The sequence below is a fragment of the Paenibacillus sp. J22TS3 genome (assembly GCF_018403205.1).
GTDB classification, from domain to species: domain Bacteria; phylum Bacillota; class Bacilli; order Paenibacillales; family Paenibacillaceae; genus Fontibacillus; species Fontibacillus tuaregi.
The window spans coordinates 657,307-682,551 of record NZ_BOSF01000004.1 but is presented as its reverse complement, the minus strand read 5'-3'; the positions used below and the strand labels follow the sequence as shown (position 1 = coordinate 682,551).

At 50.8% G+C, this 25,245-nt stretch carries 19 protein-coding genes; 16 read left to right on the top strand and 3 right to left on the bottom strand.

What is annotated here, in order from left to right:
* The first annotated feature begins 4 nt into the window (after window positions 1-4).
* The 8 genes from purQ to KJS63_RS16330 all read left to right on the top strand — a co-directional run bounded on the left by purQ (window position 5) and on the right by KJS63_RS16330 (window position 11,215).
* Window positions 5-694, top strand: coding sequence for a phosphoribosylformylglycinamidine synthase subunit PurQ (gene purQ / locus KJS63_RS16365; protein ID WP_213620053.1), 690 nt, complete (start codon window positions 5-7; stop codon window positions 692-694).
* Window positions 672-2,918, top strand: a complete 2,247-nt coding sequence (gene purL, locus KJS63_RS16360) for a phosphoribosylformylglycinamidine synthase subunit PurL (protein WP_213620052.1) — start codon at window positions 672-674, stop codon at window positions 2,916-2,918. Before purQ ends, purL begins: the two co-directional genes overlap by 23 nt.
* A complete protein-coding gene (gene purF, locus KJS63_RS16355; protein ID WP_213620051.1) occupies window positions 2,903-4,381 on the top strand; it encodes an amidophosphoribosyltransferase in 1,479 nt (492 codons plus the stop codon). Before purL ends, purF begins: the two co-directional genes overlap by 16 nt.
* Window positions 4,382-4,724: 343 nt before the next feature.
* Window positions 4,725-5,768, top strand: a complete 1,044-nt coding sequence (gene purM, locus KJS63_RS16350; protein ID WP_213620050.1) for a phosphoribosylformylglycinamidine cyclo-ligase — start codon at window positions 4,725-4,727, stop codon at window positions 5,766-5,768.
* Window positions 5,768-6,382, top strand: coding sequence for a phosphoribosylglycinamide formyltransferase (gene purN / locus KJS63_RS16345; protein WP_213620049.1), 615 nt, complete (start codon window positions 5,768-5,770; stop codon window positions 6,380-6,382). Before purM ends, purN begins: the two co-directional genes overlap by 1 nt.
* 257 nt (window positions 6,383-6,639) lie before the next feature.
* Window positions 6,640-8,187: a bifunctional phosphoribosylaminoimidazolecarboxamide formyltransferase/IMP cyclohydrolase gene (gene purH / locus KJS63_RS16340; protein WP_213620048.1), complete on the top strand. Its 1,548-nt coding sequence runs from the start codon at window positions 6,640-6,642 to the stop codon at window positions 8,185-8,187.
* A gap of 398 nt (window positions 8,188-8,585) precedes the next feature.
* The gene (gene purD / locus KJS63_RS16335; protein ID WP_213620047.1) at window positions 8,586-9,851 is read left to right on the top strand and encodes a phosphoribosylamine--glycine ligase; all 1,266 of its coding nucleotides are present in this window, start codon (window positions 8,586-8,588) and stop codon (window positions 9,849-9,851) included.
* A gap of 449 nt (window positions 9,852-10,300) precedes the next feature.
* On the top strand, window positions 10,301-11,215 hold the full coding sequence (locus KJS63_RS16330) for a muscle M-line assembly protein unc-89 Uncoordinated protein 89 (RefSeq protein WP_213620046.1): 915 nt from the start codon (window positions 10,301-10,303) through the stop codon (window positions 11,213-11,215).
* 176 nt (window positions 11,216-11,391) lie between these two features.
* Here KJS63_RS16330 and KJS63_RS16325 read toward each other — a convergent pair whose 3' ends face one another.
* Both KJS63_RS16325 and KJS63_RS16320 read right to left on the bottom strand, forming a co-directional pair.
* Window positions 11,392-13,440, bottom strand: coding sequence for a PTS fructose transporter subunit IIABC (locus KJS63_RS16325; protein WP_213620045.1), 2,049 nt, complete (start codon window positions 13,438-13,440; stop codon window positions 11,392-11,394).
* A 172-nt stretch (window positions 13,441-13,612) separates the two neighbouring features.
* Window positions 13,613-15,565, bottom strand: coding sequence for a BglG family transcription antiterminator (locus KJS63_RS16320; RefSeq protein ID WP_213620044.1), 1,953 nt, complete (start codon window positions 15,563-15,565; stop codon window positions 13,613-13,615).
* Window positions 15,566-15,827: 262 nt separating this feature from the next.
* Between KJS63_RS16320 and ilvA the strand changes: the two genes are divergently transcribed.
* Window positions 15,828-17,090, top strand: coding sequence for a threonine ammonia-lyase IlvA (gene ilvA, locus KJS63_RS16315; protein WP_068614445.1), 1,263 nt, complete (start codon window positions 15,828-15,830; stop codon window positions 17,088-17,090).
* Between the two features lie 591 nt (window positions 17,091-17,681).
* Here the strand turns inward: ilvA and KJS63_RS16310 are convergent.
* The gene (locus KJS63_RS16310; protein WP_213620043.1) at window positions 17,682-18,386 is read right to left on the bottom strand and encodes a DUF1129 family protein; all 705 of its coding nucleotides are present in this window, start codon (window positions 18,384-18,386) and stop codon (window positions 17,682-17,684) included.
* 648 nt (window positions 18,387-19,034) lie between these two features.
* Here KJS63_RS16310 and KJS63_RS16305 point away from each other — a divergent pair.
* From KJS63_RS16305 to KJS63_RS16275, 7 genes are all read left to right on the top strand, one after another.
* Window positions 19,035-19,922: an ABC transporter ATP-binding protein gene (locus tag KJS63_RS16305; protein ID WP_213620042.1), complete on the top strand. Its 888-nt coding sequence runs from the start codon at window positions 19,035-19,037 to the stop codon at window positions 19,920-19,922.
* A complete protein-coding gene (locus KJS63_RS16300; RefSeq protein ID WP_213620041.1) occupies window positions 19,923-20,735 on the top strand; it encodes an ABC transporter permease subunit in 813 nt (270 codons plus the stop codon). It begins immediately after the preceding gene.
* A gap of 437 nt (window positions 20,736-21,172) precedes the next feature.
* The gene (locus KJS63_RS16295; RefSeq protein ID WP_213620040.1) at window positions 21,173-21,751 is read left to right on the top strand and encodes a TetR/AcrR family transcriptional regulator; all 579 of its coding nucleotides are present in this window, start codon (window positions 21,173-21,175) and stop codon (window positions 21,749-21,751) included.
* Between the two features lie 147 nt (window positions 21,752-21,898).
* Window positions 21,899-22,222 carry a hypothetical protein gene (locus tag KJS63_RS16290; protein WP_213620039.1) on the top strand — a complete coding sequence of 108 codons (324 nt, stop codon included), beginning with the start codon at window positions 21,899-21,901 and terminating at the stop codon, window positions 22,220-22,222.
* A gap of 127 nt (window positions 22,223-22,349) precedes the next feature.
* Entirely contained in the window at window positions 22,350-23,180 is an 831-nt protein-coding gene (locus KJS63_RS16285) for an alpha/beta hydrolase (protein WP_068614463.1), read from the top strand.
* 295 nt (window positions 23,181-23,475) lie between these two features.
* Window positions 23,476-24,147, top strand: a complete 672-nt coding sequence (locus KJS63_RS16280) for a hypothetical protein (RefSeq protein ID WP_213620038.1) — start codon at window positions 23,476-23,478, stop codon at window positions 24,145-24,147.
* 174 nt (window positions 24,148-24,321) lie between these two features.
* Entirely contained in the window at window positions 24,322-25,113 is a 792-nt protein-coding gene (locus KJS63_RS16275; protein WP_068614468.1) for a DODA-type extradiol aromatic ring-opening family dioxygenase, read from the top strand.
* Window positions 25,114-25,245 lie beyond the last annotated feature (132 nt).

The window sequence follows — 25,245 nt, the reverse complement described above, 5'->3', positions numbered from 1 at the left end:
CAACATGAAATTCGCAGTACTGGTATTTCCGGGCTCCAATTGTGATATTGACTGCTACAAGGCGGTTGAAGATACGATTGGCGAACCTGTTGATTATGTATGGCATACAGCAACCGATCTATCGGCATATGATTGCATTCTCATTCCGGGCGGGTTTTCTTACGGGGACTACCTGCGCTGCGGCGCCATTTCCAGATTCGCTCCGGTTATGGCGGAGGTCGCCAAGGCTGCGGAGCAGGGCAAATACGTGCTTGGCATCTGCAATGGCTTCCAAATCCTGACCGAAGCTGGCCTGCTTCCGGGTACTTTACGCCGGAACATGTCGCTGAAGTTCCTCTGTCATGATGTTGTGCTCCGCGTAGAGAACAACGAGAATCCTTTTACACGTGAGTATGCCGAGGGGGAAGAAATTGTGATTCCGATCGCCCACGGTGAAGGCAATTACTACTGTGATGACGAGACGATGGCCAAGCTGCAGGCGAATAACCAAATTGTATTTACGTACGCAAGCAACCCGAATGGGTCGCTGAACGATATCGCAGGCATTTCTAACGAGCAGGGTAACGTAGTTGGCATGATGCCTCACCCGGAGCGTGCAGTGGATAGTCTGCTGGGATCAGAAGACGGTAAAAAGATGTTTACATCCATTTTGAAGACATGGAGGGATCGACATGACGCAGCAGTTGTCCGCTAAAGAACCGACGGCGGAGCAAATCGCCGAACAGCAAATTTACAAACAGATGGGTGTATCTGACAGCGAATATGAGCTGATCTGCGGTTTCCTCGGCCGTAAACCGAATTATACGGAAATTGGTGTGTTCAGCGTAATGTGGTCCGAGCACTGTGCTTACAAAAACTCCAAACCGCTGCTTCGCCGCTTCCCGGTAACGGGACCTCGCGTCCTGATGGGACCGGGGGAGGGAGCAGGGATTGTCGACATTGGCGACAACCAGGCTGTGGTGTTCAAAATTGAGAGCCATAATCACCCTTCTGCTGTCGAGCCTTATCAGGGCGCGGCAACCGGGGTGGGCGGGATTATCCGCGATATTTTCTCCATGGGTGCAAGACCGGTAGCGGTACTGAATTCCCTACGGTTCGGGAAGCTGGAGAGCGACCGGGTAAAATATTTGTTCGAGCATGTGGTGTCCGGGATTGCCGGATACGGGAACTGTATCGGAATTCCGACTGTCGGCGGCGAAGTGATGTTTGACGACAGTTATGACGGCAATCCGCTCGTTAACGCAATGTGTGTCGGTCTGATCGACCATGACAAAATCCAGCGCGGTGTCGCCAAAGGTGTAGGTAATCCGGTGTTCTACGTAGGTCCTCCAACCGGGCGTGATGGAATTCACGGTGCGACTTTCGCATCCGAGGAATTAACGGAAGAATCTGAAGCGAAGCGTACGGCTGTTCAGGTCGGCGATCCATTCATGGAGAAGCTGGTCATGGAATCGTGTCTGGAGCTGATTGATTCCGGCATTGTGCTGGGAATTCAAGATATGGGCGCAGCAGGTCTAACTTGCTCAAGTGCGGAAATGGCAAGTAAGGCAGGAAATGGTCTGGAACTGTACCTTGACCAGGTGCCTCAGCGGGAAGAAGGCATGACACCATACGAGATGATGCTTTCGGAATCCCAAGAGCGCATGCTGTTCGTGGTGGAGCCGAAGGATGAGGCCCAGGCGATGGAAATTTTTGAACGGTGGGGCGTAATCTGTGCCAAGGTCGGCAAGGTGACAGACGATGGACGTCTGAAGCTGTTCCATCATGGTGAAGTGGTTGGAGATATGCCGGTAACTGCGCTTGTTGACGAATGCCCAATTTACAACAAACCGTCTGCAGTCCCTGCTTACTATGAAGAGAATGCCAATGTGGATACCCTGCGTTACCCTGAAGTTACGGATCTTGGCGGCGCGCTTGAGACGGTTCTGGCTTCCCCAACTGTAGCCAGCAAAGCATGGATCTACGAGCAATATGATTATATGGTGCGCACGAGCACTGCCGTACGTCCGGGTTCGGATGCTGCTGTAGTGACCATTCGCGGAACCCGCAAGGGTCTGGCCATGACAACGGATTGCAACGGACGGTTCGTCTACCTTGACCCTGAAGTTGGGGGCCGTATTGCGGTGAGTGAAGCAGCGCGCAACATTGTATGCTCCGGTGCTGAGCCGCTGGCCATTACGGATAACTTGAACTTCGGAAGTCCGGAGAAACCGGATATTTTCTGGCAAATGGAAAAAGCGGTTGACGGCATGGCTGAAGCCTGCCGGGTGCTGGACGCGCCGGTTATTGGCGGTAATGTCAGCTTGTACAACGAGAATGCCAAAGGCGCCATTTACCCGACTCCAGTTGTCGGTATGGTAGGTCTTGTACATGATGTAGACCACATTACAACACAAGGCTTTAAGCAAGAAGGAGATGTGATCTTCCTTCTGGGAGAGACCAAGGCAGAGCTTGGCGGCAGTGAATTCCAAAGTGCTGTTCATGGCGTAACGGAAGGCCGTCCGCCAGAGCTTGATTTGAACGTGGAGCGCAGATTGCTGGATACGGTGCTTGCGGCAATCCAACAGGGACTTGTCCAGTCTGCACATGATTTGTCCGAGGGCGGTCTGGCCGTGGCTCTTGCAGAATCCTGCATCAGCGGCGGCGGATTGGGTGCCCAGGTTAACCTCGATACTAACCTTCGTCCCGATGTGGCCTTGTTCAGTGAATCGCAATCGCGCATTCTGCTGACGGCTGCACCTGAGAAGGCAGCTGAGCTTGAGAAATTCATTTCGGAACGCAGTGTTCCGGTTGCAGTGATCGGCCGTGTGGAAGGAACAAGTCTTGTAATTGACATCAACCGCGCTTCGGCCTTGAACAAACCGGTGGAGGGCTTGAAGCAGGTCTGGGAGGAAGCTATTCCATGTCTGATGAAGTAATACCGCAAGGGTTATGGACAGGAGACTATTTCAACGAGGGCTCTGGACGGGATGGAGTTTTTGACAAGTTAAAAGAGGAGTGCGGCGTCTTCGGCGTGTTCGGTCACCCGGATGCTGCAAGTCTCTCTTATTACGGACTTCACGCGCTTCAGCACCGCGGGGAAGAGAGCGCCGGACTCTGTGTCACAGACGGTGGCGACTTCAATTACCACCGCGGCATGGGCCTGGTGAAGGAAGTGTTCGACAAGGATCGCCTAGCTTCGCTTATCGGTGACCGGTCGATCGGCCATGTCCGCTATTCTACCAGCGGGGACAGCAAGCTGACGAATGCCCAGCCGCTCGTATTCAAATACCGCGATGGGGACCTCGCGGTGGCGACAAACGGTAATATCGTCAACGCGCCGAAGATCCGCCGTGAATTAGAGAGAAGCGGCTCGATCTTTCAGACAACGAGTGATACCGAGGTCATTGCCCATCTGATTGCGCGGTCACCGAAGGATTTTGTGGAAGCGGCCAAAGATGCCCTTCAGCAAATCGTCGGGGGATACGCCTTCCTGTTGATGACAAATGACAAACTTCTCGTTGCATCCGACCCGAACGGCCTGCGGCCTATCTCGATGGCCCGGCTTGGGGACGCTTATCTGTTCTCATCTGAGACTTGTGCATTCGAGACGATCGGCGCGGAGATTATTCGCGACATTGAGCCTGGTGAGCTGCTGATCTTGGACAAAGACGGTCTCCATGAGGACCGGTTTGCCGAGCCGCAGCGCAAGGCGCTGTGTGCAATGGAATATATTTATTTTGCAAGACCGGATAGTGATTTGAATGGCTCCAATCTGCACTCCTCCCGCAAAAGAATGGGGCGCCGGATGGCCCAAGAGTCATTCGTGGATGCGGATGTAGTCACGGGTGTTCCAGACTCTAGCATTTCCGCTGCGATCGGTTACGCGGAGCAGACTGGGATTCCGTACGAGCTTGGTCTTATTAAAAATAAGTACACTGGACGCACGTTCATCCAGCCGAGCCAGGAGCTGCGCGAGCAGGGCGTGAAGATGAAGCTGAGCGCCGTGCGCCGTGTTGTTGAGGGCATGCGCGTTGTGATGATCGACGATTCCATTGTGCGCGGTACGACCTCCCGCCGGATTGTGAACCTGCTTCGCGAAGCCGGTGCGGTCGAGGTACACGTGCGGATCACATCTCCGCCGTTCAAGAATCCGTGCTTCTACGGAATCGACACGCCGGACAGTCGAGAACTGATTGCTTCCTCGAAGTCGATCGAAGAGATCCGTCAGGAGATCAACGCGGACTCGCTGGAGTTCATCAGCCCGGAAGGCTTGATTGAAGCGGTTTCCGGCAATAACGTGAACGATTATAAAGGCGGGCTTTGCATGGCCTGCTTTGATAATGACTACCCGACCCGGACGGACTTCGACGGGGAAGAGCAGTTCGGTTGCAGCTGTTAGGGAGCTGTTGGGTGGATAATCTTTAGGCTTATCCTCCTTGAACAACCCAGCGGAGTGGACGGAATCGTCCTGAAGAAGCGAAGCGTGCGCCTAAAAGCTTTCTGAAAGAAAGCTACTTCGAAAGCATATGCTTCACCGGATTTCTACCGTGATAAGCGGTTCAAATCAAGAAATCTGGGGGCAACAGCGATCGTAAGGATCATCCGTTGGCGGAGCGGGCTTTTAATCTACTATTTTCCCATTGAATACTTCACCATCTTAACCATTAACACCAACAGCATGAATTATACAGTAGGTGGTTCTATTTAGAACCTCAATTAAACCATAAGGAGCGTGTCCTTACGTGTCTGAAGCATACAAAAGCGCCGGGGTCGATATCGCGGCAGGCAATGAAGCAGTGGAACGGATGAAGAAACACGTCAAGCGGACCTTCCGTCCTGAAGTGATGACGGATCTTGGAGGGTTCGGGGCCTTGTTCGGCCTGAACAAGGATAAATACGAGGAGCCGGTGCTCGTATCCGGCACCGATGGAGTCGGCACGAAGCTGAAGCTGGCGTTTGCCATGGACAAGCATGATACCATCGGGATCGATGCCGTGGCGATGTGCGTGAACGATATTATTGTTCAGGGCGCGGAGCCGCTCTTTTTCCTCGATTATCTGGCATGTGACAAAGTCATCCCTGCGAAGATTGAAGCGATTGTAGCCGGTATTGCTGAAGGCTGCGCACAGTCGGGATGCGCCTTGATCGGCGGCGAGACAGCGGAGATGCCAGGCATGTACAGTGAAGGCGAGTATGACATTGCCGGGTTCACCGTGGGTGTGGTCGATAAGAGCAAGATTATTAACGGAAGAACAATTAAGGCAGGAGATACGGTCATCGGGCTGGCGTCCAGCGGAGTTCACAGCAATGGCTTTTCCCTGGTCCGCAAAGTGCTGTTGGAGCAGTCGGGATACAGCCTTCAAGACAAGCTGGATGAGCTGAACGGTGCGGTGCTTGGGAATGTGCTGCTGGAACCAACCAAGCTGTACGTCAAACCTGTGCTTCAGCTGATTGAGCAGGTGGAGGTTAAAGGCATGGCTCATATCACCGGCGGTGGGTTTATTGAGAATATCCCACGGATGCTGCCGGAGGGTGTGAATGTCGATATCGAATTCGGTTCTTGGCCGGTTCTGCCCATTTTTAGCTTGCTTCAAGAAAAGGGCGGAGTAAACAACCGCGACATGTTCACCACGTTTAATATGGGAATTGGGCTTGTGATTATCGTCCGCGCGGATCAGGCGGATCAGGCTGTACAAGTATTGAAGGAACAAGGGGAAACTCCTTATATCATCGGAAAAGTTACCGAAGGTGAGAAAATCGTCACGTTTACAGGGGCTGAAGTGTAATGGGTTCTTACCGGATCGCGGTATTTGCTTCAGGCCAGGGTACGAATTTTCAAGCCTTGGTGGATGCGGCAGAGCGGGGGCAGCTGGGCGGCGCGGAAATTGCGCTGCTCGTCTGTGACAAGCCACAGGCTCCGGTGGTTGGACGGGCCGAGAAAGCAGGGGTGGAACAATTTCTGTTCCAGCCAAAGAGCTATGCCAGCCGGGAAGATTACGAAAGGGAGATTGCTGCCGAGCTTGAGAAGCGCGGGATTGATCTAATCGTACTTGCCGGCTATATGCGTCTGATTACTTCAGTACTTGTCGAACCTTATGCGGGTCGGATGATTAATATTCACCCTTCTCTGCTCCCCTCTTTTCCCGGTGTGAACGCTATAGGACAAGCTTATGATTATGGCGTGAAGGTGACCGGAGCAACCGTGCATTTTGTGGATGGCGGTACGGATACCGGGCCAATCATTGCTCAGCGAACCGTGGAGATTTACGAAGGGGAAAGCATTCAGTCTGTAGAAGACCGCATTCATACCGTGGAGAAGGAAGTCTATCCCCAGGTGGTCACTTGGCTGGCTCAAGGCCGTGTAAGGCTCGAGGGACGTAAGGTGATCGTGGAGAACTAAAGTCCCGCAGGCAGCTTGCCGGATGATTCAGGGGATTGATAAGGATCTTTGACGTCTTTGTATAATTGGCGGGAATGGTGAAACCTTGATGAGGCTTGGAATCGACGCTTTGTTCAGTTTCGATATTTCCCGAGAAATATTGCCGTATATTGGAAGAGTGTGGCCTTGCTGCTGGCGGGTTCAGACATGCTGTAGAACCTTGATGTAGAAGATGATTTAAGACAAAACATGCTGTCAAATCAAAGGAGGAGCCAATCGTGAGTATCAAAAGAGCACTGGTCAGCGTATCGGATAAAACAGGTATCGTGGAGTTCTGCCGAGAGCTGTCGCAATTGGGAGTGGAGATTATTTCAACTGGAGGAACCAAGAATCTTCTCGCAAAGGAAGGGGTTCCTGTCATTGGAATTTCAGACGTAACCGGATTCCCGGAAATACTGGATGGACGCGTAAAAACTCTTCACCCTGCTGTACACAGCGGCCTTCTGGCTGTCCGTGACAGCGATGAGCACCAGGCTCAAATGAAGGAGCTCGGACTGGATTATATCGATCTGGTGGTCGTTAACCTGTATCCTTTCCAAGAGACGATTGCCAAGCCAGAAGTAGCGTATGAAGATGCCATCGAAAATATTGATATCGGTGGGCCTACGATGCTTCGTTCTGCTGCGAAGAACCATGCTTTTGTCAGTGTGGTTGTGGATTCCTCGGACTATGCTCAGGTGTTGGACGAGATTCGCACTCAAGGCGACACGACTCTCGAAACCCGTAAGCGTCTTGCCGCCAAAGTGTTCCGTCATACGGCAGCTTACGATGCGCTGATCTCTGACTATTTGTCGAACGTGACAGGAGATCCGCTTCCTGAGCGTTTTACTGTGACCTATGAGAAAATTCAGGACCTCCGTTATGGGGAGAACCCTCACCAGAAGGCCGCATTCTACCGCAAGCCGCTGGCTTCGGAGGATACGATCACAACGGCTGAACAGCTGCATGGTAAGGAGCTTTCCTACAACAATATTAATGATGCGAATGCAGCCCTGCAGATCGTGAAGGAATTTGATGAGCCTGCGGTTGCGGCAGTCAAACATATGAACCCATGCGGCGTGGGAGTTGGCCGCAGTGTGCTGGAGGCTTTCCAAAAGGCGCACGCGTCCGATCCTACGTCAATCTTCGGCGGCATCGTTGCGGCCAACCGGATGATTGATGAGGACACGGCGGTTCTGCTCAGCGAGATTTTCCTTGAAATCATCTTGGCTCCAGGCTTCACGAAAGAAGCGCTGGAGGTGCTGACGAAGAAGAAAAACATCCGTCTTCTCAAGGTCGGAGAGTTGAAATCAGGTCAAAGCAGAAAGAGCCAGTTCATTGTCACTTCCATTGATGGCGGTATGGTTGTGCAGGAGAGCGATGTTCATTCCCTCGATGCCTCCGATTTGAAAGTAGTAACAGACCGTGAACCGACAGAAGATGAGCTGAAGCAGCTCCTGTTTGGTTGGAAGATTGTGAAACATGTGAAGTCCAATGCGATTCTGCTCGCCAAGGATAGTATGACCGTAGGTGTCGGAGCAGGTCAAATGAACCGTGTCGGTGCGGCGAAGATTGCTATTGAACAAGCCGGAGAGAAGGCCAAAGGCAGCGTACTGGCTTCAGATGCCTTCTTCCCGATGGGAGATACCGTCGAAGAAGCAGCGAAAGCGGGAATCACGGCGATCATTCAGCCAGGGGGTTCGGTGAGAGACGAGGAATCGATCAAAGCTGCGAACGAACATGGCATCGCCATGGTGTTTACAGGGGTTCGTCACTTTAAGCACTAGGAGCTGTGAGAGCCAGGCCTAGGCAATAGGCCGGAAATTACGGCTAGCTTTTGAATGGATTGCTGGGCCCAGGATTGAGCAAGTGAAGATTTGTTATATAAAATGAACTTTAAGGATTAACCGATCTCAGCGGGGAGGACGAGTGATTCTGAAGAGGCGGAGCGTCCACCTTTGTTTCCGAATGCCCCAATGGATATCTAGTTCAAGCATTTCGGGGACAACAGCGGCCTTAAAGAACATTCGGCATCGCAGCGCCTCCAAAAGGGTAACCTTCATAAGTTCATTTTATATAGATGGCCTGATAGTCTGATACTTGGTTAATCCAAGGAAGAATTGTATGGGACGGTCATGGATAATAACCAACCGCAGCTCTGCTGTCGGATAGGGGGATTTTTAGTATGGATATTTTGGTAATTGGCGGGGGCGGGCGTGAACATGCGATCTGCTGGGCGCTTGCGAAGAGTCCTAAAGCCGGAACCATATACTGCGCTCCAGGCAATGCCGGGATCGGCGAAGTGGCGGAATTAGTGCCTATTCAGGTAGGCGAATTTGACCGTCTGACGGCTTTTGCCAAGGAGAAGCAGGTAGGGCTCGTTGTCGTTGGACCGGATGACCCGCTTGCGGATGGGATCGTAGATGCTTTTGAACAGGAGAACATTCCTGTCTTTGGACCACGCAAAAACGCGGCTCATATCGAGGGCAGCAAAACATTCATGAAAGACCTGCTGCGCAAATACAACATTCCGACGGCCGCATATGAGAAATTCGACAATTATGAAGCTGCGCTGGAGTACCTGCGCAGCCAGCCTGTGCCGATCGTAATCAAGGCAGACGGACTTGCAGCAGGGAAGGGTGTTACAGTAGCGTTCACCCGGGAAGAGGCGGAGAAGGCACTGTCAGATATTATGGTAAGTCAAGTTTTTGGAGCGGCAGGAAGCCAGGTCGTTATCGAGGAGTTCATGAGTGGTCAGGAAATGTCGATTCTAAGTTTTGTCGATGGGGAGACGGTGCGGCCGATGTCGGCAGCGCAGGATCATAAACAGGTGTTTGACGGGGACAAGGGCCCGAACACCGGTGGAATGGGGACTTACTCCCCGCTGCCGCATATTCCGGAGTCGATCATTGAAGAGGCGGTGGAGACGATTATTAAGCCTACCGCCAAGGCGATGGTGGCTGAGGGTCGGCCGTTCCGAGGCGTCTTGTTCGCGGGTCTAATGATTACACCGGACGGCAAACCAAAGACGATTGAATTCAACGCCAGATTCGGAGACCCGGAGACTCAGGTCGTGCTTCCGAGACTGAAGAGTGATCTGCTTGAAATTTTCCTCGCTGCGGTCAACGGCACCCTGGATCAGGTGGAGATTGAATGGAGTGAGGAGGCTGCCGTCTGTGTGGTCCTAGCTTCTCCAGGATATCCAGCCTCCTATCCGAAGGGGCTTGAGATTAGCGGCCTGGATCAGGTGCAGGAAGCGCTGGTGTTCCACGCAGGAACTGCCAGAAATGTGGACGGCGGCTGGACCACCAATGGAGGCCGTGTGCTTGGCGTGGTGGGGCTTGGACGCGACATCGCGGAGGCCAGAAGCAAAGCCTACGCAGAGGCTGAGCGGATCACATTTGAAGGCAAGCACTTCCGTACGGATATTGCCGCGAAGGCGCTGAAGTAGCCGGTTTTTATGGGGGAAACAGAACGGATAACAGACTAGAGATAGCACTAAAAGCGAGGACTTCATCACAGCGGATCGGGGTCTTCACAGGAATGATTATTAATCAGGTTAAAAGGAATAAACAATTATAGCCTAATTGATAAGAGAGGCTCTCCCTGAACGTGCGGGGGGAGCCTTTTGTAGACTCTTGTTTTAAATCCACTTTGGTATCAGGCTGTGGATTAGCGATTTTCCAAATCGTTTTGTAAGAGTTGGGCCATGTAGTTATTTTAATCGTCTGCTTACGGACCTTCTGCCAATTATAAAAGTTCCTTTGGCCATTTTGGCATTGCTATTGGTCTATAGCGCTATCTCAATTATTTTACATTAAACAAAATCTACAAAAAGGCCGATATATAAATTGTATTTATTTAGTACAATATATTACAAAATAGGAGGCTGAAAGTGGAATGAGAATATCTACCCCCGGGCCGCACCCGATACCTGGGTTGAACGACCATGGTCGTTCGCAGCGCAGTACGATTACCATGGGACAGCGGCTAAACTCAAATTTGAAGAATTCGGACAAAGAGCAAGTGAAGCTGATTGACAAATTGAATGAGCAGAAGCAGGCCCTAATTGAACGACGTACCAATTATATGAGTAATGCGGTCAAAAATGGGGTCAATCCAAAGGTCATTAAGGCAGAAACTGACTCGATAGACGAGCAGATCAAGGAACTGGAACAGAAAATAGCAGAGCAATCTCTTGAGCAGCAGCGTAAAGCACTCGGTATGGATGAAGACAAGAAAAAGAAGGAAGCCGAGAAAGATCCAACAACTGAGGATCCTGACAAGCAGACCCCTGAAGAGCAGAAGAAGGCCTACACGACGTACGTGATGAATAGCATTGTGTCTGCCAAAAATGATTTGAAAAAATTCGAACCTGTCCAGACAGCACAGAATATCCTGCGGACAGAGGCAAAGTCTTGGGAGCACAATGACCCGGCGAAGTCGGCAAGTCTGTTGAAAAAAGCCGCAAATCTGGATGGAAAATTGGGCGATATAGCTAAGAAAGCCCAGGAGCAGGTGACAGAGAGCACCCAAGCAGCAGAGAAGGCTCAAGTGAAAGAGAGCGCCCAAGCAGCAGGGAAAGCCCAAGCGACTACAGAGAACACCCAAGCGGCAGAGAATACCAAAATGACAGAGGGTACCCAAGCTGCAGAGCAGCAGGTGAATTCAAAGGAATCTCCTTCTGAACTGAAGAACAGTGACAAGCAGGACCCAACTGCCAAGGACAAGGAAGAACGCTCAGCTGTTGGACCCACTGTAGAAGTCAAAAGACAGTCAGCCCCTCCAGGCAGCCACATCGATAAAATCGTTTAGCATCTTAGATTACATAACAGCACCCTTTAATAAAGTATCTCATAAATAACGTAGCGTAGTAATACTTTAGAGTATCTTACGTCCTTCAAAGTATACCAAAGAGACTCCCCTAATAGGCGGGGAGTCTCTTTGAGCTTTATAGATTTGATTAGCAATCGACCCGGAACCCGGTTAAATTATCGTACTTCATCCAGCAATCGGTAAGCTTCTTCCTTCGTCTTCACGGCAAGCAGCGCCTCTCTGAAAGGATCGTCCATCAGTTTGCGGGAGAGCATCTGAAGCACTTTCAGGTGGGCATTTCCCTTACTGCTGCGTGGTACGGCAATCATAAAGACCAGCTTGGCCTCGCTGCCGTCCAGACTACTCCAGTCGACCCCGTCCTGCTTAATGCCAAAAACTACACTTGGCTTCAAGACTGCGTCCGATTTACCGTGAGGAATAGCGATATTCATACCGATGCCTGTCGAGCTTTCTTCTTCGCGGGCCAGAATGGCCTTTTTAAAATCATCGGGAGAGCTTACTGCTCCGGTTCTATCCAATGCCCCGATCATTTCATCAATCACTTCATCCCGGGAAGCTCCCTCGAGATCCAGGTTAATCAGATCCAGGTTCATGATATCTGTCAGTTTCTCAATCTGAACAGCTTGCGCTTCATCTCCGGTCTGTTCTTGATCTGAGGCCGATACAGTTGTGGCTGTAGGGGAACCAGGAGCAGGAGTTGTAGGAACTGTCGGATTCGCTGAAGCTGTAGGAGTTGGAGCTACAGGAGTCCCCACAGCAGACGCCGCAGGATGATTAAGCTCGACTCCTTCGGCAGTAACCGGACCAGCCATTTCGATGTCTTTCTTCAGCAGACTGATCAAGATTACCGAGACCGCTGAACCGACAATAACAGCAATGAAGAACATGACTACGTTATCTACTGCACCAAGCAGGGCAACAATCGGTCCCCCATGGGCTACGCGGTCTCCGACATGCCCAAGCATTGCGATGACGGAGCCTGCCATCGATCCTACCATGATACTTGGAATAACCCGGAGCGGATCTTGGGCTGCAAAAGGAATTGCCCCTTCGGTAATTCCGAACAGCCCCATCGTAAAGGCCGCTTTGCCAGCCTCCCGCTCGGCAGGTTCGAATTTGCGCTTATTCAGCATAGCCGCAAGGCCCATACTGATAGGCGGAATACAAATGGCCGCCGCAATGGGACCCATAATTTCGTAGTTGCCTTCTCCAATCATGGCTGAACCGAACAGGAAGGCAACCTTGTTCACGGGCCCGCCCATATCGAAAGAGATCATAGCTCCGAGAATCAGGGCGAGCAGAACTGAACTGGTTCCCTGCATGCCCGCAAGCCATGCTGTTAAAGCCTCAAACAGCTGGGCGATTGGTGCCCCAATAAGGAAGATGAAGATTAAGCTTACAATCAAGGAAGCCAATATCGGGATAATGATGATAGGCATAATAGGCTGAAGGGCTTTTGGAATCTTAAGCTTTTTGATCCCGAGCGCAACATAGCCTGCCAGGAATCCAGCGATAATCCCGCCAATAAAACCGGCTCCCGCTTCACTTCCATAGAAGCTGCCGTTCGCTGCGATAAATCCGCCGACCATACCGGGAGCCAGACCCGGTCTGTCCGCAATACTCATGGCGATGAAACCGGCAAGGATCGGTACCATGAAGGTAAATGCGGCAGATCCGACATTCTGGATCGTCTTCCAGAACGAGCCGTCGGGAATCACAAGCCCGCCCGGCGTCTTATGTCCCCCTAGAGTCAGGGCAATTGCAATAAGAAGACCTCCGATTACGATAAACGGCACCATATAACCTACTCCGTTCATCAAATGGCGGTACACCGGATTCTGCCGGGATTTCTTCTCCTGTTTGATATCCTCGGCCGATCTCAACTGAGCCCGGTACACGGGGACGTCTCCACTAATCACACGCTGGATGAGCTCTTCTGGATGACGAATGCCTTCTTGCACGCCAACCTCAAGCAATTTTTTGCCGACGAACCGGTCCTTCAGAACCTTTTTATCCGCCGCGATAATAATTCCGTCCGCTTCACGGATTTCCTGCTCGGTTAGCTGGTTCTCCACCCCGATGGACCCTTGGGTTTCGACCTTCATCTCAATGCCAAGCTTGGCCGCCGCCCGCTGAAGATTCTCAGCAGCCATATACGTATGTGCAATTCCGTTAGGACACGAGGTAATCGCTAATATTTTCATGGCCATTCTCCTTTTAACTTAATTGTTTACGCTTACATGATTAAGTATAAACACCAGATGGGCCGTTATCAGACTAATCTTTTACCGGAACTTCCGGAAAAAATCGTTTTTTTGCCTGCATAAAAAAGCAGGACCCTCGGGTCCCGCCTTCTCATTAGCTATTATTATCCGGTTAAAATTCACCTTTCAGCTTGCTAAGGAAGCTCATCACATGGGTCTCTTGAGATAATGTCCCTACATAGGCTGGACGTTCACTGATCAGGGATAGCTCCCTAAACAGCTGCCTCACTTCTTCCCGTTCATCATTCTGTACCGCAAGCATGAAGACAAGCTGCACCTTCTCAGTTCCCCATTTGAGGGGCTGCTTCAATGTGGCAATCGCAATGGCCGATTCCCGGATCAGCTCAGGACTGCCATGGGGAATGGCAACACCTCCCCCGATGGTTGTAGAGGACAACTTTTCTCTGGCAAGTGCGCTCTGCGAATACCCAGGTTCCACATATCCCTTGTCGATCAGCACTTGAGCCAGCTTGGCAATCAGTTGTTCCGGTTGTTCAGCATCCTGCTGGAGAAAGACAAGGAATGGCGTTGTGTACTTCAGGAAGGCAGATTCCTCTCTGTGACCCGGTTCATCCAGCTGCCGGATCTTCTGCTCCAGCTTTCGTTCATCCCTGGCTTCCAGAAGGGGAGAGACCAGGATGTGTGGAAGCTGCAGATTTGGAAGATCAACTGTGGAAATGACCAAGTCCACCTTGTGATCCGCCAGATAGCTCTGGACTTCCGCTTTAGCCATGGAGGCTTCCACCTGTACGGACGGAAATTTACGTTCGATCTTTGATCTAAGCAGTTGGGACATGCCAATGCCCATGTGGCATACAATGATGACTTTTTTGGGATCGGGTACGCCTTGATGCAGCCGTTCAACCGAGGCTTGAAAGTGCAGGGTCAGATAGGCTGCTTCCTCCTCAGGTATGGAGACTTGCAGCAAATCGTGCAGATCCCCCAGGGCCACGATGATCCGGTCAAACATATAAGGATACATCTTCTTGATCTCGGCCAACATGGGATTGGACACGGGAAGCCCGTAGCGAAGACGGTTCAGGGTTGCGTATAAATGCACTTTTAAGCCATGAATCAGCACCTCGTCCTGGGAGAACTGAATCCGGTTCAGCTCTGACATTCTCTGGATCAGAAGGGCCACCAGATTGGACAGGTGGGAATCCCGATCCACCAGCTTACGTTCCAGGCCCTCACCCTTCTCCTCACGATAGTGGAATTTTCCACCTAGCAGGTGCAGGGTCAGATAAGCAGCTTCCTCCCTTGGAAAAGGAACGGCAAATACCGGCTTCAGCGCTTCCAAAAACTCCTCTGCCCAAGCAAACTCCGCTTTTTCCTCTAATGTGTCAATTTCTAAGTCTGGAAGAGAGATGGGCTGTTTAAGCTTGGTTCTCTTGATCATCAACAGAATATGCAGGATCAGGCTTTCAAAGGTTTCATCTGTAAATGGAAGCGAATGCCGCTTCTGAAGTGCCCTTAATTCATGATAGACCGCAGATACCTCGTGCGGCTCGAACTGCTTCCTGAGCATCTGCCCTGTGAGCTCGGGACTGTCGATCAATTGATCAAGGCGTGCAAGAGCGGTCCGTTTGCTTTTCTCAGAGCCTTCAACCCCGAGGCCAACCCTTTGCTTGGAGAACAAAGTTAGATCAAAGCGCCGCAGCCACTCCCTGATTTGATCCAGATCCTTGCGGATCACGGCTTTGTTCACATAGTATTCTGAGGCTAGATCCTGAATGGCCACAGGCTTCGCGTTCATCAGCAGCCGGTAGGCCAGATGCAGGACTCTTTCTTCGTCGGACTTGTGATCGGTCAAGATCTCCCCGGCATACAGACGGTCTATAAGATCGGCGCGGTCAGCTTCCTCGACCTCCAGATAAATGCCCAGACCTGGTTTCCGGATCAGACTGGCCCCCGAGTTTCTGTCCAAAAATTCCTCTATTATGTTCAGGTCGCTTCGGATGGTCTTCTCAGAACATCCCACCTCATCCGCAAGATCCTGAACCAGCCATAGCCTGTTCTCTTCGTTTAAGAGCATGCGCAAAATTTCTCTTTGCCTATTGTTCATCCGGGTTCCCCTGTTATCCAAGTGTGATGGAGAGTCCGCCCTCACAGGGCGGTATAATCTATTTGTATAATAGCCCAAGCCGCTGTATTAATCCATTGTCCTTAAATATCCAATTGCCTGACCTGCGGATAATTTGACCATTCCTTGTAACAGGGCTTGAACAAAAGCCGAGATAAGTGTATTTTAGACTTCAAATGTATGTACAGGCTCGGCGTTAGCGCTTTGAAGTCCTATATCTGTAAATAGAAGTGAGGAGAGAGAAATGGCACAAGGGGAGAACCCTGCTGTAGGGATGGAAGACATTGTACGGGCACATCATGTGCTAAGGGAAGTGGTGACCCGCACACCGCTTCAACTGGATCAGACGCTGTCTGCGAGGTATGACTGCCAGGTATATCTGAAAAGAGAGGACCTTCAGGTCGTCCGCTCCTTCAAAATCCGGGGCTCCTATAACCTGATCCGCAACCTGACTGAAGAACAGCGGGAGAAGGGCATTGTGTGCGCCAGCGCAGGCAATCACGCTCAGGGCTTCGCTTTGTCCTGCCACACGCTCGGGATACGCGGGCATATCTATATGCCAAGCACCACACCGAATCAGAAGGTGAAGCAGGTCAAGCGGTTTGGCGGAGCCGATGTCGAGGTGATTCTTACCGGAGATACGTATGACGACGCTTATGCCGAGGCGATCAAGGCGTGCCGGGATCACGGCATGACATTCGTGCATCCGTTTGACGATCCGATGATCATTGCCGGGAACGGGACTATCGGTATGGAGATCATGGAGAATTTGAGCACTCCGGCTGATTATGTCTTTGTGACTATTGGTGGGGGTGGGCTGGCTGCCGGGATCGGTTCTTACTTGAAAATGGTCAGCCCCAACACTAAAGTTGTCGGAGTGGAGCCGCTGGGGGCGGCTTCCATGAGTGAAGCGCTTAAGGAGAAACAGGTGGTTACTCTGGAATCGATCGACAAATTTGTCGATGGAGCGGCTGTGAAACGCGTGGGGGATTTGACCTATGAGATTTGCGCCAACGTACTTGATGATGTCGTGACCGTTCCGGAAGGCAAGGCCTGTACCTCGATCCTGGAGCTCTATAACGACAACGCTATTGTTGTAGAGCCTGCGGGATCACTGCCTGTGGCCGCACTCGACCTGTACCGCGAGGAAATCAAGGGCAAGACGGTGGTGTGTGTGATCAGCGGGGGCAATAATGATATCGACCGGATGCAGGAGATTAAGGAACGCTCGCTAATTTACGAGGGATTGAAGCATTATTTCCTCATTAACTTCCCTCAGCGCGCCGGAGCTTTAAGGGAATTCCTACAGGACGTGCTGGGGCCGAATGACGATATTGCCCGCTTCGAGTATACGAAGAAGCATAACAAAGAGAATGGGCCGGCGTTGATCGGCATTGAGCTGACGTATCAAGAGGACTATGTGCCGCTTATTGAGCGCATGAGAGCCAAGGGGATTGCCTTCACGGAACTCAACCGTGATTTGAATTTGTTTAATCTGTTGATTTAGGATCACCAGCTGGAACCGGATGACGGGATAAGTAGTGGAAGTTAAGATGTAGTAAAAGTAAATGTAAAAGTAAAAGTAAAAGTAAAAGTAAAAGTAGGAGTTAGAAGCAAGGAGAAAGGAGAAGAGAAAGAGAACGAGTAAGAGCCTGCCGTTAAGCGGTCAGTCCCATTTAACGGCAGGCTCTATTCATTGCGTTGTAAAGCTAAGCGCCCGGTCTGTGACATGAACGAGTGTGGACACAGAACCAGGCGGACATATAGGGGCACAAAGCACACCACAGACCATAAGTAACATCACAGTATAAAAAATACATCATGTCACCACAGCACACTACAGCATCAAAAGTACATTATGTCACCACAAGCACACTACAGCATCAAAAGCACATCACATCAGCTAAGTCACATCATGTTATCACAAATATCGCAGCATCAAAACATCACAGACGATTCACAATTCACAAGCAAGATTACAGATTACTAGCACCTCACAGCATGATAAGACATCATCACAATCCATCACATTATAAGGACATCACACAAGCTAATCACAAGCAAACTAGCTACAAGCAAGCATTTCGGAAAGGTCTTTCTAAGCCTCACCCGATGCTTGTCTTGATCGTTCCGGCTTGCGCAGGAAGAAGAAACGCTGCCCGAGAAGGCCTACGATGAAGATGATCAGGCTGTTCCAAGGCGACACGACAAAAGCCGGTAGGAAGATAACGAGCAGTACCCCGACAACCACAATGCCGCCCATGATGCCGATGTATATGCCCATTTCCCTCGGGGTAAGCTTGATCTGCTCGGCTGGCTTGCCCTTCTTGGATTCGGGCTTGAGGAACCGGGTCATAAGTTCGACAAGCAGGATTGAACCTACGGCGATAATCAGCAGGGTTGCGGTACTAATGCGCGTGTAGGTAAGATCACCGCCAAACCATTTGCTGAAGAAGCCTGTCAGCATCATGATGAAGAACACCCAGGTGAGGGCCACCCATGGGATCATTGCGTAATATTTCACTTTATCCTTCATGCTTCGGGGCTGTCTGATGGACATATCCGCGACCAGCTGGGCGCAGTAGGCATTGGGGCTATCCCCATACAATTCCTGAATCGGACGGTTTCGGTTCTGGGCTTCCAGTATCTCCTTAGCCAGCCTGAGCAGCACTTCCTCGCCTTTGGCTTCCGCCAGGGAGCTCGAACGCAAGCTTCGGACCATCTCCCCAAAGTAAGCGTCATTCTCCGGGGTCATATAATCCCTTAAGCGGTTAGTTTCCTTAATCATTTCGTGGATGTACATGGCTTTTTAAATTCTCCTCTTCGTGTATGTTTGCTGTATACACTTATTTTCTAGGTGACTCGGCTATGAAATCCTATTATTACCATTCAGAACACTTCACAACAATAGACCAGGATCGTACCGGTTAAGTAAGTTTACCGGAAATCCAGTGTTATTCTTGCCCAAAGTATACTTAAGGCGCTTTAAGTTCACAAGGGACCAGGGAAGTGTTCTGAAGTCGAAAAAGCAGGAAATCTGAATCACAAATTTTACATATATAACAAAAAAGCTATCTTGAGATAGGGGATGCGAAAATAACAGGCTGCGGACCAGGAACCCTGCCTCTTGCGAATCAGTACAATTTTCCCGGTAGAGTGATGTCAGGAATACCTGCCGGACTTATAACAGCTATTATGAACGAGACAGACTCCAGCTATGTGCTGCCGCTTCCGTGCCTTAATGCCAATAAGTAATGGTAAGGCCACGATTGCTAGCTGGAAAAAGGATGCACAGATATATTTTATCGAAATGTACTTGATTATATATCATAGTACAAAAATGTATTGATTATTTTTAATGTAGGTATATACTGTACTTATTACATTTATCGAGTATAAAAATTGTAAATGATATCCCGCTCGGTAAATATTACTTTGGGAGGGGCTAGCCATGCTGAAGGTTCAACGTTTAAGCAAGCAATTTGCAAATGGCAGGGGTGTATTTGATCTATCGTTCTCTGTGGAACGTGGGGAGGTATTTGGCTTCCTTGGACCGAATGGCGCGGGAAAGTCCACGACGATCCGTCACATCATGGGGTTTATGAAGCCAGACCAGGGATCGGTAGAGGTCAACGGACTGAACACCTGGGAGAAGCAGGGGAAGGTACAGAAATTCATGGGATATCTGCCTGGAGAGATTGCTTTTATGGAGGGCATGACTGGCCGATCCTTTTTGGGCTTTATGAGCCGGATGCAGGGGTTAAAGGACACAGCCAGACGTGAGGAGCTTATTGAACGCCTACAGTTTGATGTAAATACCCCGATCCGCAAGATGTCCAAGGGGATGAAGCAGAAGGTGGGTATTGTTGCCGCGTTTATGCACCGGCCGGATGTCATTATTTTGGATGAACCCACTTCAGGGCTTGATCCGCTTATGCAAAAGGTATTTGTTGAGCTCGTGCTTGAAGAGAAGAGGAGGGGCACCACATTCCTCATGTCCTCGCACAGCTTCCCGGAGATTGAGTCCACTTGTGACCGGGCTGCCATTATAAAGGACGGCCGTCTGGTAGCGATCAACAATATCCATGATCTCCAGCAGATGCAGCGGAAGATCTTCGAGGTGGTCTTCCATAATCGTGAGGATGCGGAGCGGTTCGCAAGCTCGGAGATGCTTGAGATCGAGTCACGTTCTGATCTGCGTGTAAGTGTGGCAGTGCAGGGCAATTATGATCTTTTTACGGCAGAGGCGGCTAAGTATAAGATCCGAAATATTGATATTCATACCCAGAGTCTGGAGCAGATCTTCATGAATTATTATGACCGGAAGGGGAATCAGTAGATGAATCTCTCACTCTATGCACAAATGCTTAAGAACAACGCAAAGGGCATTAGCAGTTATGCGCTGGGCTCGGCCTTCTATATTATGTTGATGCTCTGGCTGTACCCGAGCATTGCGGAGCACGCTCAGGTTATGAACGACCTGCTTAAGTCGATCCCTTCCGGAATTACCAAGGCCTTTGGGCTTGAGAATGGAATGGGGGATCTGGAGTCGTTCCTTTCGGGTGAATATTATGGACTGATTTTCATTATAATTCTGTCTATCTTCAGCCTCATGATCTCCACCCAGCTGATGGCTCGCATGGTCGATCAGGGCTCTATGGCTTATCTGCTGTCTACACCAACGACAAGAGCCCAGGTGGCAAGCACCCAGGCCGCCGTGATGATTACCGGTCTGCTCATCATTATGGCAGCAACCACACTGGCCGGTTTTGCAGGGAATCTGCTGTTCATTTCTGATCCTGGGGCTTTTCATGCGGGTAATTTTCTTCGCCTCAATCTAATGGGCTTTCTGATGTTCTTTGCACTGAGCGGGGCAAGCTTTCTCGTATCCTCGGTATCGAATGACGAGAAAAGGGCGATGTCGATATCCGGTGTGATCGTGATCGGCTCGTACTGTCTTGATCTGATTGGAAGGTTGAGCGAGCAGACCGGCTGGATGCGGAATCTGTCGGTTTTCTCTCTGTTCAGACCTAGCGAGCTGGTCAAGGGAAGTGCGGAATGGACTGGACAGCTGTGGATTCTACTTAGCATTGGCGCCCTCTTCTACATCCTTGCCGTGGTGTTGTTCAGGAGAAGAGACCTGCCTCTATAAAAATGCTGGCTTAGAATTACAGCGGGTACTCCCTTGGAAAGCGGGTCCGTCCGGCCCCTGGCCCCTCCGCGTGCTGCAGTGCCGGCTTGATTGTTATTGCCTGCTGGTTGTCACTGTACCCGGAAGGCACCTTCGGTCTTTATTTCGCTTCATATATTTAATAAACTAAGGACAGAGGGCGAAGGTTGATCCGGCGCGTTAATCGATTTATATAAAATGAACTTTAGAATTAATCGATCTCAGCTTCGATCCCGAGTGATTCTGAAGAAGCGGAGCGTCCGCCTTTGTCTCCGAAATGCCTCTACTTGGATATATAGTTCAAGCATTTCGGAGACAACAGCGGCCTTAAAGAACACCCGGCATCGCAGCGCCCCTAAAGGGTAACCTTCATAAGTTCATTTTATATAGTTGAATAAATCCAAGGGAGCCAATATCCATTGAAGGCAAAAGAAGAACAAATTCTGCTTACGGCCCAGCGCCTGTTCTATGAGAAGGGGATCGCTGCTACAGGGATGGAAGAGATCGCTGAAGCTGTGCCTGTCTCGAAGATGACGATTTATAAATATTTTGGCAGCAAGGAGGGCCTTGTCCAAAAGGTCATTGATCATTTGGTGGAGGCAACCACCACCGACTTTAAGATGATGGTCGAGGAGTCGAAGGATACGCTGGAGCTGCTTCATAAGCTGCTGCATTACCGGAAGGTGGATGACATCTCGATCCTGTTCCTGAACGAGCTGATGAGTGATTACCCCCATATCGCTGAGCAGGTTAGGGCGTATAGTGAGCAGTACATCATTCCATCCTTTGAAAATGCGCTTTTCAAAGGACAGCAGATGGGGCAGATTCGAAAAGACATCTCCCCGCATCTGCTCGTGATGTACCTGATCTCCATGAAACAATTTCTGTTTCAATCCGGCAAGCTTGAGAACATTATGACCATGCGAACCTTGTCGGAGCAGATGCTGTCTCTGCTGTTCCATGGGATTGTGGCCAATCCGGCTGATCTCAGAGAGTAGAGGACCGAACCGGGCTGGCGTTGTGTCCGCCGGGAGGAAGCGGAATAAAATAACTCCTTGTCTCTCACACTAGGTGAAATGAATTGGATTCAATTCAATTCAATTCAATTCAATTCATCCTCAATTTGGGACAAGGAGAATGCATACATGAGCAAATTCAAATCGGAGCTTACCCGGCGCTACCTGCTGAACAGCAATTCGCGTGAAGTGATGGACGAAGTGGTCAAGGACCATGAGGATGTGGAATTCGGAGGCGACCCCGAGGCGGTGAGCGATATCCGTAGGATAAGAGGAACGGGTTCCGACCGGAACTTGGTGATTGGCAAGAATGTGGAATTCGCGGATGAGGCTGACCTAACGGGCCGCTCCGGAGACGAGCTGGACCTGTCTAAGCATGGGAACGAATCGTTCCTGAACGAGTGGGATGGCAAGGAAGAGACACACGCGATGTATCGCCGCTCATATGAATAACGAGCTTTTGTTACCGTAAGGATTGACACCTTGTTCCGGTGATGCTAAGATGAGTTTAACTAATTCATATTAAACTTATCGGATTTATGTATATATGTTTTACCGGAACAAGGAGGCGTCCGCAATTATGGAGAGACAAATTGTGATTCATCATGGGAATGAAGAGATAACGGCCAGTGTCCATTACCCGGCTGAGGTTGCTAAGAAGAGCGGCCGCTGCAAGGACAGGGTGCCACTGGTTGTGATCTGCCATGGTTTCGTCGGCAGCCGCATCGGCGTTGACCGCCTGTTCGTGAAGACAGCCCGTGAGCTGGCCGCAGAAGGTTATCTGGTGGTCCGTTTCGACTATATCGGGTGTGGTGAAAGCACGGGATACTATGGCCGGGAAGGATTAGAATCTATGGTGAACCAGACGCGCACAGTGCTGGAGTATGTGCTCAATCTGGGTGATGTCGATCCGACGCGGGTTACGCTGCTTGGCCACAGTCTGGGGGGAGCGGTGGCACTCCTGACCGCAGTTCGGGACCGGCGTGTGAAGAATCTGGTGATGTGGTCCTCCGTAGGCTACCCGTTCAACGATATTGTGAAGATCACGGAACGCAAGGTATACGATGATGCGGTGAAATACGGGCATTCCGATTATTTAGGGTATGAATTCACCCCAGTCTTCTTCGAGTCGTTGGGAATCTTCCAACCCTTCCAGGAGGCTATTAAATTCACAGGGGATGTGCTGGTCATTCACGGCACCTCCGATGATGTCATTCCTGTGGACTATGCCTTCTTATTCCAAAAGGTGTTCTGGATGCGTCCGGAAGGGCGATGCGACAAGGAGATTATCTTTCAGGGCGACCATACCTTCTCGGTGGGGGACCATCGGAGCCAACTGCTTAAGCGGACCAAGGATTGGCTGAATGAGCAGGAGGCTGTGCAGACCGATTGGCAGCATTGGATGATCTAATGGGTAATGAAGAGGGCAGGCGTGTACCGCGGCAGTTGGGCGGTGTGCGTCTGCTTTTTTTTTGCTGATGATAAGGAAGGGGAGGAATTAGCGGGGAGAGAGAAGGTTGATAGCGGTAAGCGCTAAAAACAAAAGCCGGTGGCATTCATGGCAAAGGGAAAGGATATACTGTGCCTTTACCACTCTCAGCATATTTTCAGGTAGCCAGGCCCTTTTTCTCAGTTTAATTTCAGATAACTTAAGTAAGCTGATCTTGCATGCTAAGAGTAATGATTGAAGGAGTGAATGATGCCTTATGAATAAAAGCCGAAAAGTGTTTATCCCCGCCGTCCTGCTTGCTTTGGCGGCCTTGGGCTTGATCCTGTATGCTGTTGTCGGGCTTAAGGAGACAAGGCCTGCTCACATGAAGCCTCCAGCTTCCGCTTCCGCTGGGTCAGCTTCGGTGCAGCAGTCCGGAGACGCAGCAGGTGCCCCAGGCAGACCGAATCGTCCGGACCATGGGGCAGAAGGAATCTATAAAAATCTCGGTACGGCTGCGGTGTTTCTCTCCGCTATCAGCTTTGCCTGGATTTGCCTGAAGAAGAAAAGACGCTCAGCCAGTAAATGGCTGCGTAAGGGAGCCAAGTTGTTCTACGCCGTGCATACGTATGCCGGTTACCTGGCTGTGCTTCTAATCGTGGTGCATGGGATTTATTTCCTGATTAAAGGCAGCCATCAGGATGCGATATATACCGGGATAGCGGCATTTGCCCTGCTGCTGGCCGGGGGAGTGTACGGCTTCCTGATCAGACGTGTGAGAAACAAGTATATGCGGGTGATCCATTTGGGATTAGGATCAGCTTTCTTGGCCGCTTGTCTTGTTCATGCGGGAGGTTCAGCCCTTCTTGCCGTCGGAGGAATTGTTGTGCTGTGGGTTTTGGTTGGTATTTTGGATCGTACCGCTGTGGCCCCGCAGACTGCGGCTTAATACAAGGATACATGTCCTTTATCCTAGGCGGCTGTTATATGGTTAGAGATCGGGCCATAATGATCATAATGAACCCGTAAGCATGGACCTTACAGGATATGTGGTATTCTGCTGCGGGAAGCGATACAATGAAGATGTACCTATATTTTTTGGCGCAAGGAGGTTGGCATTATCGTGACATTACCCGCATTTTTTGTTGCACACGGTTCGCCTACACTAGCCTTGGAGGATAATGAATACACCAGGTTTCTACAGAGATTGGGGCAATCCCTGCCTGCGCCGAAAGCCATTGCCGTCTTCTCGGCCCACTTCGATTCACCCGATCAGCTGCTGACGGGGGATCAGGACCTCGAGACCATCCATGATTTCTATGGATTTCCGCAGGAAATGTACGAGATCCGCTATCCGGCACCCGGCAGTCCCGAGTTAAGCGAGGAGATTGCCAGCCTGCTCAAGGCAGGAAATCTGCCTTACAGGATTGTTACGGGCAGAGGGCTGGACCATGGGGCCTGGGTGATTCTCAGAATCATGTACCCGCAGGCCAATGTGCCTGTGATCAGCCTGTCGGTGGACTCCAAGCGGTGCCCGCAGGAGCAGTATGAGATTGGACGCATGCTGCAGAGTCTCAGAGAGCAGGATGTGCTGATCATCGGCAGCGGGGGCACGGTGCATAATTTGCGTCTGCTTGGACAGGGTTCTGCGGAGCCTTGGGCAGTCGAATTCGATGATTGGATTGGAGCCCATCTGGAGCAGTGGAACCTGACGGCCCTGTTCAATTATGAGAAAAAAGCGCCCCACGCCAGGGAAGCCGTACCGGAATATGGCCAGGAGCACTTCATTCCCCTCTTCTACGCGATGGGTGCCGCTGACAATGACCGCCATGCCAAGCGGCTGTTCCAGGACTATCAGTACGGAACGCTGAGTCTGAACTGCTGGCAGTTCGGCAGAATGGATTTGGACAAGTGATTACATCAATGAATAACTTAGGCGCAGAACCGCTGAGCGGGTCTGTGCCTTATTTCTCGTTCTGCTTGGTGCGATCGCTTGTCCAGAGGCACTTGTTTGGGTGGTCAGGCCCTGGTTCATTCTGGATAGGAG